The following is a 15,851-nucleotide window of genomic DNA, read 5'->3' on the forward strand; positions in this document are numbered from 1 at the left end:
GTTGAGACGATCGTGAGCCCGGTGACTGATGCTGGCAACGGCGCCGGGTCCGGCCCCCCGAAGCAGGATCGGCGTGCGAGCCGCACGCCGGCGATGCTCGAGCTGTCGAGCCTCGCCGCGCGACTGTTCGAAGGGCTGACCGTGCTCGTCGTCGGGCTGATCGGCATCTGGCTGACCTTCATAACTTTCGATCTGACCCCGTTGGACGAATATGTCCGCGTCGCCTGGCTGAGCGCGGTCGTCTATGCGCTGATCGGCGAGCTGACCGGTTGTTACGACGTCGATGCCCGCTTCTCGCTGCGGTACGGCTGGACGCGGGTGCTGACCGCATGGGTGGGCTCGTGCGTCGCGATGCTCACGCTCGCCTTCTTCCTGAAGGCGTCGGAGGGTTTCTCGCGCGGGTGGGCGGTCTTCTGGTTCGTCTCGGTTGCGTTGTCCCTGGTCGTCGTGCGCGGGTTAACGACAGTGGGGCTGCGATCGCTGAAGCGGCGTGGCATCTTCAACGAGCGTGTCGCCATTCTCGGCGCGAATACGCAGGGGCGCCGGCTAGCCAGCTATATTCGGTCAAACAGCGTGCTGACGGTGGATATCGTTGGCTGTTATGACGATCGCGCTACTGGCGATGACGGCGGCTGCATCCCCATGCGCGGTGGGGTCGAGCAGCTACTGACGGATATCCGCGCCGAACGGATCGATCAGGTTATCGTCGCGATGCCGTTCGCCAGTGACGAGGAATTGCAGGACGTTGTCGGGCGGCTGGCGATGCTCCCGGTGCTGATCCGGCTGGCGCCCGACCTGTCGTCGTTCACGATGGCCGGTCAGTCGATGGTGATGCTCGGCGATCTGCCGCTGATGACCCTGTTCGAACGGCCGATCAACGATGTCGATCAGGTCATCAAGCGGGTGGAGGATCTGCTGCTCGGGTCGATCGTCCTAATCCTGGCAGCACCATTTCTGGCGATCGTGGCGCTGGCGATCAAGTTGGACAGCCCTGGACCGGTGTTCTTCAAGCAGGAGCGGGAGGGATTCAACCATCGTCGCTTCCGCATCTGGAAATTTCGCTCGATGCGTAGCGACACGCTGCAATATGACGAGATCAAGCAGGCGCAGGTCAGTGATCCGCGCGTGACGCGTGTCGGTCGGATCATCCGGGCGACCAGCATCGACGAGATTCCGCAGCTTTTCAATGTCGTCATCGGCAACATGTCGCTCGTCGGTCCGCGTCCGCACGCACCCTCCACACGGGTGGCGGGCGTGTTGTTCAGCGAAGCGACGCAGAAATATGCCGCTCGTCACCGCGTGAAGCCGGGCATGACCGGATGGGCGCAGGTCAATGGCTGGCGCGGCGAAACCGACACCGACGAGAAGCTGCTGAAGCGCGTCGAATTCGACCTGTTCTACATCGATCACTGGTCGGTCGGTTTCGATCTCTACATCATGGCCCGCACCGTCGCGGCCGTGCTCTTCCCCAAATCCGCCTACTGATTCGGTCGGTCGGTTGCGCGACGTGGTCGGGATCGCGATCGCCGACGCTTTCCGCCGATTAAGCGCAGAGGTGCTGTTTCAGCATGGGACGGGGGTCTTGCCCGTTAACCACACCGATCGATAAATCGTTCGGAATCGATCTTTTATGGACGACGACTGCTTTACTCTCAGATTAACGACTGCTTTACCGATTGCAGGCCGCAACGCGGTTCGCCCCCGCGATCAAGCGCTCCACCAGCGAAGCGCAGATTGCAAGACAAGGTGAGACAGGGAGATTTATGATGATCAAGCAGGTATTGTTCGCCGCCGCCGCTCTCGGCGCACTGGTTTCCGTTCCGGCATCGGCCGCTACGCTCGTTTCTGAGCAGGGCAGCGCCGCGACGTTCGCCGCCCCCGCTGGCGCGCTGACGTTCAACTTCAACGCGCCGACGTCGGCGTTCACGCTGACCAACGCGGCGATCACCTCCGGCACCACGCCGCTGTCGTGCGTCACGGGTTGCAGCGCGGCGCCGGCGTTCAGCGACGGCAGTGGCTATCTCGCGGTCTATGGCGGTGGCACCGCATCGTATCAGGGTTCGGCCGCTTTCGAGTCGGTAAGCTTCTTCCTGGGTTCGATCGATACGTTCAACTCGGTCCGGATCTTCAGCACCACCGGCGCCCTGATCGCCGCCTATACCGGTGCCGATTTCACCCTGCCGTTCGAACCGAATGGCGACAGGTCGTTCCCGTACTTCAACCGTCGCGTCACCTACTCGGTGGGCAGCGGCGAAGCCAAGATCGGTGGTATCTCGTTCAGCAGCGGCCTGAATTCGGCCGAGGTCGATAACGTCGTGTTCGCGGTGCCGGAGCCTTCGACCTGGCTCACGATGCTGGCCGGGTTCGGCATGATTGGTCTGGCGATGCGCGCTCGTCGTCGCCGCACGAACGTCGTGTTCGCCTGAGTTATTCGGATATCTAAAAAAGGGGCGTCGCGACCATCGTCGCGGCGCCCCTTTTTTTGTCAGTTCATAGCGGGACGGACGCCTCGCATTTTCCGGGGTGGCCTTGATCCGGCGATGGCGTAGAATGCCGTCATGGGGGAACCATGATGACGACGCGGCCGATCGATCCCTTCGTGGATGACATCCAGCGGTATGAACGATCCTGGACACTGGTCACAGGGTCGCGGCGCTGGTCCTTCACCAAGGTTGATTATCGCTCGTCCTGCACTGCGTTGCAGGTCATCAACCATCGCGCAGCCCCGCAGCGGCGGTCGATCACGACGATGCTTGGAATTATGCTGGCGCTGATCGCCGGTGCGACGACGCTGGGCCTCGCGGTCAATTCCGAGCGAGCGGCGGCGGGCAATCGCTATACGCTAAGCATCGCCGTGCCGGAGAAGTCGCGAGCCGCTGTCGTGAGGGCGAAAGCTATTAGGAAGTCGGTCGCGGTGCCGAGCACCGCTATTGCCGCGTCGCCGATGCCGTCAGCGGATGTGGTGGCGGACGATGCGGCGGTGTCGGTCATCGAAGACGATCCGGCGCCTGACCTGCCCGTCACCCGGCTGGCGGCGATGCAGCCGGCGGTGTCGGCGGCGATGAAGACCGGTCAGATGCAGCAATGGGCGAAGTCGGACGGCAGCGAGCGCGGCTTCGTCGTCGCCGGGCCGTCCGATGGTCGGTGCCGGACGCTGTCGGTGCTCATCAAGCGCGGCGGCGACAACGAGGTGAAGAGCCTGCGTGAATGTGGCGCGACAGGAAAGGCCATGCCTGCGGCCGCCAGCGCCGAGAATCAGGCGATGGCGGCCGGCGATGTTTCGATCGATCAGTGAGCGTCGTTGACCGCGGCTAAGATGGCGCGGCCATAGGCGGTCTTCTTCAGGGCTTCGCCACGCTCACGCGCCTGATCGGCGGTGATGAAGCCCTTTTCGAATGCGATCTCTTCCAGGCAGGCGACCTGAATGCCCTGGCGATGCTGTATCGTGCGGACGAATTCCGATGCCTCTAGCAGCGAGTCATGCGTGCCGGTATCCAGCCACGCATAACCGCGGCCCATCTGTTCGACGTAGAGATCGCCCGCCTCCATGTAGAGCCGGTTGAGATCGGTGATCTCCAACTCGCCGCGATGCGACGGCTTCAGGTCGCGGGCCAGTTGCACGACGCGATTGTCATAGAAGTACAGACCGGTGACCGCGTGGTTCGACTTTGGCTTTTCCGGCTTCTCTTCAAGGCTGATCGCCTTTCCGCCCTCGACCAGTTCCACGACGCCGTACCGCTCGGGATCATCGACACGGTAGCTGAACACGGTCGCGCCTTCGGTCCGCGCCACGGCGCTTTCCAGCAGGTCGGTCAGGTGCGCGCCGAAGAAGATGTTATCGCCCAGCACCAGCGCGACACGGTCGTCACCGATGAAGTCCGCGCCGATCGTAAACGCCTGCGCCAGACCTTCCGGCTTGGGCTGTTCGGCGTAATTGATCGCCAGGCCCCAGTTCGACCCGTTGCCGAACATGCGCTTGTAATTGTCGATATATTCGGGGCTGGAGATGATGAGAATATCGCGGATTCCCGCCAGCATCAGCACCGACAGCGGGTAATAGATCATCGGCTTGTCGTAGACCGGCAGCAACTGCTTGTTGATCGCCAGCGTCGCCGGATGAAGCCGGGTGCCGGAGCCGCCGGCCAGAATGATGCCCTTCATTTGGATGCTCCCAGGAGTTCGTCGAGAATGTCGCCCAGCGCCGATTGCCAGCCGCGGGGATGGATGCCGTGTTCGCGCTCGATTGCACGGTGGCTGAGCAGTGAATTGGCCGGGCGCTTGGCCGGGGTCGGATAGTCCGCCGTCGTGATCGGCTCCACCGTCGGGGATGGGCCACCGCGTGCAGCCGACTGGCGGAAGATCTCCTCGGCGAACCCATGCCAGTTGGTCGGGCCGGCGTTGGAAAAGTGATAGGTGCCGGTCGGTGCGTCGGCATCCTCGACCAGCCGCACCGCCAGCGTGGCAAGCGCGGCGGCGAGGTCGGTGGCGCTCGTCGGGCTGCCGCGCTGATCCGCGACGACGCGCAAGGTTGGGCGATCCGCGCCGACGCGTAGCATCGTCTTGATGAAGTTGTTGCCATGCGCGCTGACCACCCACGCGGTGCGGACGATCGCATGGCGGGGGCAGGCGGTGCGAACGGCGAGTTCGCCGCCCAGCTTCGATGCGCCGTAGACGCCGAGCGGGGCGACGGGATCGTCGATTTCCCACTCGCCATCGCGGTCGCCGGCAAAGACGTAATCGGTCGAGACATGGACGATCGGAATGCCCGCCGCCTGTGCCGCGGCCGCCAGCGCGGCGGGGGCGACCGCATTGACCGCCCATGCCGTCAGCACATCGGTTTCTGCCTTGTCGACGGCGGTGTAGGCGCCTGCCGACACGATCGCCGACCAGGGCTGGCCGTCATGCCCAGCCGCCACCGTCGCGGTGATCGCGGCGGGATCGGTCAGGTCGAGATCGGCGCGGGTCAGCGCGACCGCCGCCCAGCCTTCTGGCCATGTGTGACGGGCCAGTTCGGTGCCGACCTGGCCCGAAGCACCGGTGACGAGGACGTGCTTCACGGACAAATCAGGCCGCCAGACCGCGACGCTGATCGGCGCCACTCTTCTCGACGATCGGCCGCCACCAGCTTTCGTTGGCCAGATACCAGGCGACGGTCTTCTCGATGCCGCTGTCGAAGGTTTCGGCCGGGCTCCAGCCGAGTTCGTCACGGATGCGGCTGGCATCGATCGCGTAGCGCTTGTCGTGGCCGGGACGGTCGGCGACGTACCCGATCTGCGTCGCATAGGACTGGCCATCGGCGCGCGGGCGCAGGCGGTCGAGGATCGAACAGACGGTGTTCACCACCTCGACGTTCTGCTTCTCGTTATTGCCGCCAATATTATAGGTGCGGCCGACCTGCCCCTTCTCGAACACGGTCTGCAGGGCGCGGGCGTGATCCTCGACGAACAGCCAGTCGCGGACCTGATCGCCCTTGCCGTAAACGGGCAGCGTCTCACCGGCGAGCGCCTTGACGATCATCAGTGGCACCAGCTTCTCTGGGAAGTGGTACGGGCCATAGTTGTTCGAGCAATTGGTGATGAGCACCGGCAGGCCGAACGTATGCCCCCATGCCGAGACGAGGTGGTCGCTGCTCGCCTTCGACGCCGAATAGGGCGAGCGCGGGTCGTAGGGCGTTTCTTCGGTGAAAAAGCCGGTGTCGCCCAGCGAGCCGAACACTTCGTCGGTCGAGATGTGGTGAAAGCGGAAGGCTTCCTTCGCGGCGCCCTCCAGCGTCTGCCAGTAGCGGCGTGCCTCGGTCAGCATCTGGAACGTGCCGACGATGTTGGTCTGGATGAACGCGTCCGGGCCGTCGATCGAACGATCGACATGGCTCTCGGCGGCGAGATGGGTGATGATCTCTGGCTTGAATTCCTCGATCGCGGCGCGGACGGCGGCCCCGTCGCAGATATCGCCCTGCACGAAGCGATAGCGATTGGAGCTCGACACCTTCTCGACGGTGGTCAGCGTACCGGCATAGGTCAGCTTGTCGAAGTTCAGAACCTCGTGCTCGCTGTGGTCGATCAGCTGGCGGACAAGGGCCGAGCCGATGAAGCCGGCACCGCCGGTAAGCAGAATGCGCATGATATTACCTCAAGCCAGGGGCGCCAGCGGGCTGCCGTCGTAAGGGAAGGGGCTGTCGAAGTCGGCGAGCGTCGGGAGCTTCACGTCCTTGGGCGACAATTCGGGAATGGTGCCGGCGGGCATCGGCCAGTCGATGCCGCAGCTGTCCCAGCGGACGCCGCCATCGCAATCGGGGGCGTAGAGCGACGACACCTTGTACGTGACCTCGCAATCCTCCTCCAGCGTCAGGAATCCGTGGGCGAAGCCGACCGGCACGAACAACTGGTGGCCGTTCTCGGCGGTCAGCTCGGCCCCGACATATTGGCCATAGGTCGGCGAGCCCTTGCGGATGTCGACCGCGACATCGAAGATGCGGCCACGGATGCAACGGACCAGCTTGTCCTGCCCATGCGGCTGGCGCTGGAAATGCAGACCGCGCAGCGTGAACCGCGGCGCCGACATCGAATGGTTGTCCTGGACGAAGCGGCAGGTGATACCGCGTTCGGCAAAGCTGGCCTCGTTATAGACCTCGGTAAACCATCCGCGGGCGTCGCCGTGACGGCGCGGTTCGATCAGGGTGGGCAGGGTGGATTGCATGCTGGCTTCATCCCTTAAACCGCGTTGTTAAACAAGTCGTGGATGACCGGGTTTTGTTGCGGTGCAGCGACAATGAGTGCGGAACCGGGACAGGCGGTGGCGATTGGGGTTCGATCGGAAAGTCGCTAAAGTCACACCTACGGCGCCGCGCGCGCGCGCTGGCGCGCGCGGATGTGGGGAGTTTAATCGCCGCGGTGAGAAAGAGCAGGTGTTGGAGTGGCTACGTGGGTCAGTGGCTGTAGGACAGCGCTTTTTCCCCTGACGCCGACCCTCACCCTTCCGATGCTTTGCGCTTTCCTCCCTATCCCGGCGGGAGAGGGAATGAAAAAGCCGCCATCCGGTGGTCCGGATGACGGCTTTTCCTCATTCAGCCTGAACGGCGGATCAGTCGTTCAGATACTCGCCCGCATCGGCATCGGTGCCGGTGCCCGACGTCACGACCGCGGCCAGTGCATCGTCACCCGTACCGGCGCTTTCACGCGCGGTGCGGGCCTTTTCAGCGGCGCGCTGATCGGCGGCCGACAGCGGCGCGACGATCGAAGCCGACAGCGCCCGCTGCTGCGCACGAAGCGCCACGTCGCGGCTGGTGGCCGCCACGCGCAGACGGTTCATGCCCGCACCCGTACCCGCCGGGATCAGGCGACCGACGATCACGTTCTCCTTCAGGCCCATCAACGTGTCCTGCTTGCCCTGGACAGCCGCCTCGGTGAGGACGCGGGTGGTCTCCTGGAACGATGCCGCCGAGATGAAGCTGCGGGTCTGCAGCGACGCCTTGGTGATACCGAGCAGGACAGGCTTGCCGGACGCGCGTGCCAGGCCCTTGTCGAGCTTGTCGTTGACCGCGTCCATCTCGTCGCGATCGACCTGCTCGCCCTTCAGCAGCGTGGTGTCGCCACCATCGGTGATCTCGACCTTCTGCAGCATCTGGCGAACGATCGTCTCGATGTGCTTGTCGTTGATCTTCACGCCCTGCAGACGATAGACCTCCTGGATTTCTGACACGAGATATTCGGCCAGCGGCTCGATCCCCATCGTCTCCAGGATGTCGTGCGGATCGGGGCTGCCGCCGATCAGGTTGTCGCCACGCTTGACGTAGTCGCCTTCCTGAACGTCGATCACCTTCGACTTCGGCACCAGATACTCGACGATATCGCCGCCATCCTCAGGCTGGATGCCGATCTTGCGCTTCGCCTTGTAATCCTTGCCGAACACGACCCGACCGGAAACCTTGGCGATGATCGCCGCTTCCTTGGGGATGCGTGCCTCGAACAGCTCGGCAACACGCGGCAGACCGCCGGTGATGTCGCGCGTCTTGGCAGATTCACGGCTGACACGGGCCAGCACGTCACCGGCGTGGACCTGCGCATTGTCATCCACCGATAGGGTGGCGCCCGATGCCAGCATGTAACGTGCGGCCTCAGCCTCGCCGTCACCCGTCAGGGTCAGGCGGGGACGCAGATCCTCCTTCGACTTGGTCGACGTGCGATAGTCGATGACGACGCGCTGGGCGATGCCCGTCGCTTCGTCGGTCTGCTCGGTGAGCGTCTTGCCCTCGATCAGATCGACATACTTCACGATGCCCGAGTTCTCCGTGATCACCGGCATGGTGAACGGGTCCCATTCGGCCATGCGATCACCCTTGGTCAGCACATGGCCGTCCTCGAACAACACATAGGCGCCGTACGGGATACGGTGCGTCGACAGCTCGCGACCATCCATATCGACGATCACGATCTCACCGGAGCGCGACAGCGTCACGCGCCGACCACGCTGATCGACGATCAGGCGCAGATCCTTGAACTGCGCGGTGCCGTCGACCGGTGCCTCAAGGTTGGACTGCTCGTTCAGCTGGGCTGCGCCGCCGATGTGGAACGTCCGCATCGTCAGCTGGGTGCCCGGCTCGCCGATCGACTGCGCCGCGATCACGCCGACCGCCTCGCCGATGTTCACCGGCGTACCGCGGGCGAGGTCACGTCCGTAGCATTTGCCGCAGACGCCAATCTTCGATTCGCAGACCAGCGGGCTGCGGATCTTCATGCCCTGGATGCCGATCCCCTCGATCTGCACGATCATCGCCTCGTCGAGCAGCGTGCCCGTCGGGATGACGACCTTGCCGGTCTTCGCGTCGACCACGTCCTCGGCCGTGGTCCGGCCCAGGATACGCTCGCCGAGCGACGCGATGACCGTGCCGCCCTGGACGATGGCCTTCATCTCCAGCGCGCGCTCGGTGCCGCAATCCTCCTCGATGATGACGCAATCCTGCGACACGTCGACGAGACGGCGGGTCAGGTAACCCGAGTTGGCGGTCTTCAACGCCGTATCCGCGAGACCCTTGCGGGCGCCGTGGGTGGAGTTGAAGTATTCGAGGACGGTCAGACCTTCCTTGAAGTTCGAGATGATCGGCGTTTCGATGATCTCGCCCGACGGCTTGGCCATCAGCCCGCGCATACCGGCGAGCTGCTTGATCTGCGCCTGCGAACCACGGGCGCCGGAGTGCGCCATCATGTAGATCGAGTTGATGTCCTTCTCGCGGCCCTTGTTGGGACCGTCGGTATAATGACGGACAGCCTTGATCTCGTTCATCATCGAATTCGCGACCTGGTCGCCGCAACGGCTCCAGGCGTCGATCACCTTGTTGTACTTCTCCTGCTGCGTGATCAGACCGTCCTGATACTGCTGCTCGAAGTCCTTCACCTGATCGCGCGTCTCATCGACCAGCTTGTCCTTGTCCGGCGCGATGATCATGTCGTCCTTGCCGAACGAGATGCCGGCGCGGAACGCGTGACGGAAACCCAATGCCATGATCGCGTCGGCGAACAGCACGGTCTCCTTCTGACCGGTGTGACGATAGACCTCATCGATCACGTCGCCCACGTCCTTCTTCGTGAGCAGGCGGTTGACGGTCTCGAACGGCACCTTCGACGACTGCGGCAGGGTTTCACCCAGCAGCATGCGGCCCGGCGTCGTCTCGAAACGCTTCATGTACTGCTTGCCGCTCTCATCGGTCTGCGGAACGCGGCTGATGATCTTGGTGTGCAGCGTGACGGCCTTGGCCTCCAGCGCCTGATGCACTTCCGACATGTCGGAGATCAGCATGCCCTCGCCGGGCTCACCTTCCTTCAGCATCGACAGATAATACAGACCAAGCACCATGTCCTGCGACGGGACGATGATCGGCTTGCCGTTGGCGGGTGACAGGATGTTGTTCGTCGACATCATCAGGACGCGCGCTTCCAGCTGGGCCTCGAGGCTCAGGGGAACGTGCACGGCCATCTGGTCGCCGTCGAAATCGGCGTTGAATGCCGAGCAGACCAGCGGATGCAGCTGGATCGCCTTGCCCTCGATCAGGACCGGCTCGAACGCCTGGATGCCCAGACGGTGGAGCGTCGGCGCGCGGTTCAGCATCACGGGATGCTCGCGGATCACCTCGTCCAGGATGTCCCAGACTTCCTTGCGTTCCTTCTCGACCCACTTCTTCGCCTGCTTCAGCGTCATGCTGAGGCCCTTGGCGTCGAGGCGCGCGTAGATGAACGGCTTGAACAGCTCGAGCGCCATCTTCTTCGGCAGGCCGCACTGGTGCAGCTTCAGCTCGGGACCGGTCACGATGACCGAACGACCCGAATAATCGACGCGCTTGCCCAGAAGGTTCTGGCGGAAGCGGCCCTGCTTGCCCTTCAGCATGTCGGACAGCGACTTCAGTGGACGCTTGTTGGCGCCCGTGATCGTGCGGCCGCGACGGCCGTTGTCGAAGAGGGCGTCGACCGCCTCCTGCAACATGCGCTTCTCGTTGCGGACGATGATGTCCGGAGCGCGCAGTTCCATCAGCCGCTTCAGGCGGTTGTTGCGGTTGATGACGCGGCGGTACAGGTCGTTCAGATCCGACGTCGCGAAGCGGCCGCCGTCCAGCGGCACCAGCGGGCGCAGTTCGGGCGGGATGACCGGCACGACCTCGAGGATCATCCACTCCGGGCGGTTGCCCGAATCGATGAAGCTCTCGACGACCTTCAGGCGCTTGATGATCTTCTTGGGCTTCAGCTCCGACTTGGTCGTGGCCAGCTCTTCGAGCAGCTCCTTGCGCTCGCCTTCTAGGTCGAGGCTCTCGAGCATGATGCGGACCGCCTCGGCGCCGATGCCGGCCGAGAACGCGTCCTCGCCATACTGGTCCTGCGCGTCGAGGAGTTCATCCTCCGTCAGCAGCGAGAACTTTTCCAGCGGGGTAAGACCCGGTTCGATGACGATATACGCCTCGAAGTAGAGCACCCGCTCCAGCTGCTTCAACTGCATGTCGAGCAACAGGCCGATGCGCGACGGCAGCGACTTCAGGAACCAGATGTGCGCGACCGGCGCGGCCAGCTCGATATGGCCCATCCGCTCGCGGCGAACCTTCGACACCGTGACTTCGACACCGCACTTCTCGCAGACGATGCCCTTGTACTTCATGCGCTTGTACTTGCCGCACAGGCACTCGTAATCCTTGATCGGACCGAAGATGCGCGCGCAGAACAGGCCGTCACGCTCTGGCTTGAACGTGCGATAGTTGATGGTCTCGGGCTTCTTGATCTCGCCGAACGACCACGAACGGATCTTGTCGGGGGAAGCGATACCAATCTGGATCTGGTCGAAGGTTTCGGGCTTCGCGATCGGATTGGCGAAATTGGTCAGTTCGTTCATGGGGATGAACCTCTTTTGAAACTCAACTCCTCTCCCGATGAGAGAGGAAGGGGCCCGCCAGCACCGCTGGTGGGAAGGTGAGGGCAGGGCAGTTACCTGTCCTCACCCTTCCGGCGCTGCGCGCCTTCCTCCCTCTCCCGCCGGGAGAGGGAGACGAAGGTCACTCCGCCGCGATGGCGATGCCGTCCGCGTCGACCTCGTTGCTCTTGAGATCGACGTTCAGGCCCAGCGAACGCATTTCCTTGACGAGCACGTTGAAGCTCTCCGGGATGCCGGCCTCGAACGTGTCGTCACCCTTGACGATCGCCTCGTAGACCTTGGTGCGGCCGACCACGTCGTCCGACTTCACCGTCAGCATTTCCTGCAAGGTATAAGCGGCGCCGTAGGCCTGGAGTGCCCAGACCTCCATCTCGCCGAAGCGCTGGCCACCGAACTGCGCCTTACCACCCAGCGGCTGCTGCGTGACGAGCGAGTACGGCCCGATCGACCGTGCGTGGATCTTGTCGTCCACAAGGTGATGGAGCTTCAGCATATAGATGATGCCCACCGTGACCTTGCGGTCGAACTGGTCGCCGGTGCGGCCGTCGAACAGGTCCGACTGGCCCGACACATCGAGACCCGCCAGCTCCAGCATCGCCGCCACATCGGCTTCCACCGCGCCGTCGAACACCGGGGTGCCCATCGGAACGCCGCCGCGCAGGTTCTCCGCCAGTTCGACGATCTCCTGCCCGTCGCGCGCCTCGATGTCGGCGATATAGTGATCGCCATAGACGACCTTCAATCGCTCCTTGACCGCCTCGGGCATCGCACCCGCCTTGGCGTCCGGATTGGCCTCACGCCAGTCGTCCAGCGCGACGCTGATCTGCTGACCCAGACCACGTGCGGCCCAGCCCAGATGCGTCTCGAAGATCTGGCCGACGTTCATGCGCGACGGCACGCCCAGCGGGTTGAGCACGAGATCAACCGGCGTCCCGTCCGCAAGGAAGGGCATGTCCTCCTGCGGCAGGATGCGGCTGATGACGCCCTTGTTGCCGTGACGGCCGGCCATCTTGTCGCCCGGCTGCAGCTTGCGCTTCACCGCGACGAAGACCTTGACCATTTTCAGCACGCCCGGCGGCAGCTCGTCGCCCCGCTCCAGCTTCTCGCGACGGTCGTGGAACTTGTCGGTGATCAGCTTGGCGGCGTCGTCATACTGCTGCTTCACGGCTTCCAGATCGGACTGGACCTTGTCGTCCTGCACCGCGAACTTCCACCAGTCGTGGCGGTCGACGCTGTCCAGCAGGTCCATGTCGATTGCCGAGCCCTTCTTCAGGCCCTTCGGCACCGCCGTCGCGACCTGATCGAGCAGCATCTCGCGCAGGCGGCTCCATGTCGCCCGGTTGAGGATCGCGCGTTCGTCGTCCGAGTCCTTCTTCAGGCGCTCGATCTCCTCGCGCTCGATCGCCATCGCGCGCTCGTCCTTGTCGATGCCGTGGCGATTGAAGACGCGGACGTCGACGATCGTACCGGCAACGCCCGGCGGCAAGCGCAGCGAGGTGTCGCGCACATCCGATGCCTTTTCACCGAAGATGGCGCGGAGCAGCTTCTCCTCCGGCGTCATCGGGCTTTCGCCCTTCGGCGTGATCTTGCCGACGAGGATATCGCCCGGCTCGACCTCTGCACCGATATACACGATGCCCGCTTCGTCGAGGTTGCGGAGCGCTTCCTCACCGACGTTGGGGATATCGCGGGTGATGTCCTCAGGCCCCAGCTTCGTGTCGCGAGCCATTACCTCGAACTCGTCGATATGGATCGACGTGAACACGTCGTCCTTCACGATCCGCTCGGAGATGAGGATTGAATCCTCGTAGTTGTAACCGTTCCAGGGCATGAACGCGACGAGCGCGTTGCGGCCCAGCGCCAGCTCGCCGAACTCGGTCGACGGACCATCGGCCAGCACGTCGCCGGCCATGATGACATCGCCCACCTTCACCAGCGGACGCTGGTTGATGCAGGTCGACTGATTGGAGCGCTGGAACTTCATCAGCGTGTAGATGTCGACGCCCGACTTGCCGGCATCGACCTCACCCGTGGCGCGAATGACAATACGCGACGCATCGACCTGATCGACGATGCCGGCGCGGCGGGCCGAGATGGCGGCGCCGGAATCGCGGGCCACCGTCTCTTCCATGCCGGTGCCGACGAACGGCGCCTCGGCGCGTACCAGCGGCACGGCCTGACGCTGCATGTTCGATCCCATCAGCGCGCGGTTGGCGTCATCGTTTTCCAGGAACGGAATGAGCGATGCGGCGACCGAGACGAGCTGCTTGGGGCTGACGTCCATCAGCGTGATGTTGTCGGGCAGCGCCATCAGGAATTCGCCCGCCTGACGCGACGACACCAGTTCCTCGGCGAAACCATTGTCTGGCGTCAGCTCGGCCGATGCCTGCGCGATCGTGTGCTTGGCCTCTTCCATCGCCGACAGATAGACGACGTCGTTCGTCACCTTGTGGTCGACGACCTTGCGGTACGGCGTTTCGATGAAGCCGTACTTGTTCACCCGGCTGAACGATGCCAGCGAGTTGATGAGACCGATGTTCGGGCCTTCCGGCGTTTCGATCGGGCAGATGCGGCCGTAATGCGTGGGGTGAACGTCGCGGACTTCGAAGCCTGCGCGCTCACGCGTCAGGCCGCCCGGCCCGAGTGCCGATACGCGACGCTTGTGCGTCACTTCGGACAGCGGGTTCGTCTGATCCATGAACTGCGACAACTGCGACGAGCCGAAGAATTCACGCACCGCGGCAACCGCCGGCTTGGCGTTGATAAGGTCGTTCGGCATCACCGTCGACACATCGACCGACGACATGCGCTCCTTCACGGCGCGCTCCATGCGGAGCAGGCCGACGCGGTACTGGTTCTCCAGCAGCTCGCCGACCGAGCGGACACGACGATTACCGAGGTTGTCGATATCGTCGATGTCGCCCTTGCCGTCCTTCAGATCGACCAGCGTCTTGATGACCGCCAGGATATCCTCGGTACGCAGCGTCGTCACCGTATCCTCGGCATCGAGGTCGAGACGCATGTTCAGCTTCACGCGACCGACGGCCGACAGGTCATAGCGATCGGGATCGAAGAACAGGCCCGAGAACAGTGACTCGGCCGTCTCCAGCGTCGGCGGCTCGCCGGGGCGCATCACGCGATAGATGTCGGACAGCGCCTGCTCGCGCTCTTCAGCCTTGTCGGCCTTCAGCGTGTTGCGGATCCACGGACCGACCGAGACATGATCGATGTCGAGCAGTTCGAGCTTCTCGATCCCGGCCTTGTCCAGCGCCTCCAGGTTTTCGGCCGAAATCTCGTCACCGGCCTCGACATAGATTTCGCCAGTGGCCTCGTTGATGAGATCATAGGCGGAATAGCGACCGTAGATTTCCTCGGTCGGGATCAGCAGTTCTTTCAGGCCGTCCTTGGCCGACTTGTTCGCGGCGCGTGGCGAAATCTTCTGCTGCGCGGCGAACACGACCTCGCCCGACGAGGCGTCGACGATGTCGAACAACGGCTTCACGCCGCGCCAGTTGGCCGGATCGAACGGGATGATCCAGCCGCCCTGGCCGCGCACATAGGTGACGCGGTTGTAGAACTGGCTGAGGATGTCCTCGCTGGTCATGCCCAGTGCATAGAGCAGAGCCGTGACCGGCAGCTTGCGCTTGCGGTCGATGCGGACGTTGACGATGTCCTTGGCGTCGAACTCGAAGTCGAGCCACGAACCGCGATACGGAATCACGCGCGCGGCGAACAGGTACTTGCCCGATGCGTGCGTCTTGCCGCGATCATGGTCGAACAGCACGCCCGGCGACCGGTGCATCTGCGACACGATCACGCGCTCAGTGCCGTTGATGAAGAAGGTGCCGTTCTCCGTCATCAGGGGCATGTCGCCCATGTAGACGTCCTGCTCCTTGATATCGATGACCGACTTGGCTTCCGTGTCGGGATCGACCTCGAACGCGGTCAGACGCAGGGTGACGCGCATCGGCGCGGCATAGGTGATGCCCCGCTGGCGGCATTCCTCGACGTCGAACTTCGGCGGCTCCAGGACGTAATCGTCGAAATCGAGATAGGCGGTGCCGGCGAAATCCTGGATCGGGAACACGCTGCGCAGCGTCTTCTCAAGACCCGAGACGTGGCCGATCGACTTGTCCGAACGCAGGAACTGCTCATAGCTTTCGCGCTGAACCTCGATCAGGTTCGGCATCTGCACGACTTCGTGGATGTTGCCGAAGACCTTGCGGATACGACGCTTCGCGGTGCCGCTCTCGGTGCGTCGTGCGCCCGAGTTGATCGAACCGCCGTCGATTGCCTTGGTTGCCATGGAGTAGTTGCCCTTCGAAACGAAATGGGGTCAGCCAGAATTACGGGCGCAGGGGTCGGACGCAAAAAAGCCGATCGCAACCCGTGCGTCGGCTTTCGGCGTCCTGATACCGTCAGTCTCCCATTCGATCAGCGCGCTG

9 protein-coding genes are annotated in these 15,851 nt (G+C 63.5%); 3 read left to right on the plus strand and 6 right to left on the minus strand.

Features of this window, described 5'->3' with window-relative positions; all coding sequences use genetic code 11:
• Nucleotides 1-12: 12 nt before the first annotated feature.
• The 3 genes from ASG67_RS02595 (at nt 13) to ASG67_RS02605 (ending at nt 3,295) form a co-directional block, all read left to right on the plus strand.
• Nucleotides 13-1,485, plus strand: coding sequence for an undecaprenyl-phosphate glucose phosphotransferase (locus ASG67_RS02595; RefSeq protein ID WP_162244327.1), 1,473 nt, complete (start codon nt 13-15; stop codon nt 1,483-1,485).
• Nucleotides 1,486-1,766: 281 nt separating this feature from the next.
• Complete coding sequence (locus tag ASG67_RS02600) at nt 1,767-2,426, plus strand: PEPxxWA-CTERM sorting domain-containing protein (RefSeq protein WP_082543313.1); 660 nt, start codon at nt 1,767-1,769, stop codon at nt 2,424-2,426.
• Nucleotides 2,427-2,569: 143 nt separating this feature from the next.
• A complete protein-coding gene (locus ASG67_RS02605) occupies nt 2,570-3,295 on the plus strand; it encodes a hypothetical protein (protein WP_056524812.1) in 726 nt (241 codons plus the stop codon).
• Here the strand turns inward: ASG67_RS02605 and rfbA are convergent.
• The 6 genes from rfbA to rpoB form a co-directional block, all read right to left on the minus strand.
• Nucleotides 3,289-4,161 (minus strand): glucose-1-phosphate thymidylyltransferase RfbA, encoded by an 873-nt coding sequence (rfbA, locus tag ASG67_RS02610; protein WP_056524815.1) that lies wholly within the window; start codon nt 4,159-4,161, stop codon nt 3,289-3,291. The two genes, ASG67_RS02605 and rfbA, sit on opposite strands and share 7 nt — an antisense overlap.
• On the minus strand, nt 4,158-5,057 hold the full coding sequence (gene rfbD / locus ASG67_RS02615) for a dTDP-4-dehydrorhamnose reductase (protein WP_056526340.1): 900 nt from the start codon (nt 5,055-5,057) through the stop codon (nt 4,158-4,160). Before rfbD ends, rfbA begins: the two co-directional genes overlap by 4 nt.
• 7 nt (nt 5,058-5,064) lie before the next feature.
• On the minus strand, nt 5,065-6,120 hold the full coding sequence (rfbB, locus tag ASG67_RS02620) for a dTDP-glucose 4,6-dehydratase (RefSeq protein WP_056524817.1): 1,056 nt from the start codon (nt 6,118-6,120) through the stop codon (nt 5,065-5,067).
• A 9-nt stretch (nt 6,121-6,129) separates the two neighbouring features.
• A complete protein-coding gene (gene rfbC / locus ASG67_RS02625) occupies nt 6,130-6,696 on the minus strand; it encodes a dTDP-4-dehydrorhamnose 3,5-epimerase (RefSeq protein WP_056524820.1) in 567 nt (188 codons plus the stop codon).
• A 384-nt stretch (nt 6,697-7,080) separates the two neighbouring features.
• Entirely contained in the window at nt 7,081-11,367 is a 4,287-nt protein-coding gene (gene rpoC, locus ASG67_RS02630; protein ID WP_056524823.1) for a DNA-directed RNA polymerase subunit beta', read from the minus strand.
• Between the two features lie 160 nt (nt 11,368-11,527).
• Nucleotides 11,528-15,712: a DNA-directed RNA polymerase subunit beta gene (gene rpoB, locus ASG67_RS02635; protein ID WP_056524826.1), complete on the minus strand. Its 4,185-nt coding sequence runs from the start codon at nt 15,710-15,712 to the stop codon at nt 11,528-11,530.
• Between the last annotated feature and the right edge of the window lie 139 nt (nt 15,713-15,851).

Source organism: Sphingomonas sp. Leaf339, from assembly GCF_001426195.1.
Taxonomy (GTDB): Bacteria; Pseudomonadota; Alphaproteobacteria; order Sphingomonadales; family Sphingomonadaceae; genus Sphingomonas.

Excerpts from the sequence above, each read along its gene's own strand:
- rfbC (WP_056524820.1), bottom strand. The coding sequence starts at position 6,696 with ATGCAATCCACCCTGCCCACCCTGATCGAACCGCGCCGTCACGGCGAC.
- rfbB (WP_056524817.1), bottom strand. The coding sequence starts at position 6,120 with ATGCGCATTCTGCTTACCGGCGGTGCCGGCTTCATCGGCTCGGCCCTT.
- rpoC (WP_056524823.1), bottom strand. The coding sequence starts at position 11,367 with ATGAACGAACTGACCAATTTCGCCAATCCGATCGCGAAGCCCGAAACC.
- ASG67_RS02605 (WP_056524812.1), top strand. The coding sequence starts at position 2,570 with ATGATGACGACGCGGCCGATCGATCCCTTCGTGGATGACATCCAGCGG.
- ASG67_RS02600 (WP_082543313.1), top strand. The coding sequence starts at position 1,767 with ATGATCAAGCAGGTATTGTTCGCCGCCGCCGCTCTCGGCGCACTGGTT.
- rfbA (WP_056524815.1), bottom strand. The coding sequence starts at position 4,161 with ATGAAGGGCATCATTCTGGCCGGCGGCTCCGGCACCCGGCTTCATCCG.
- rpoB (WP_056524826.1), bottom strand. The coding sequence starts at position 15,712 with ATGGCAACCAAGGCAATCGACGGCGGTTCGATCAACTCGGGCGCACGA.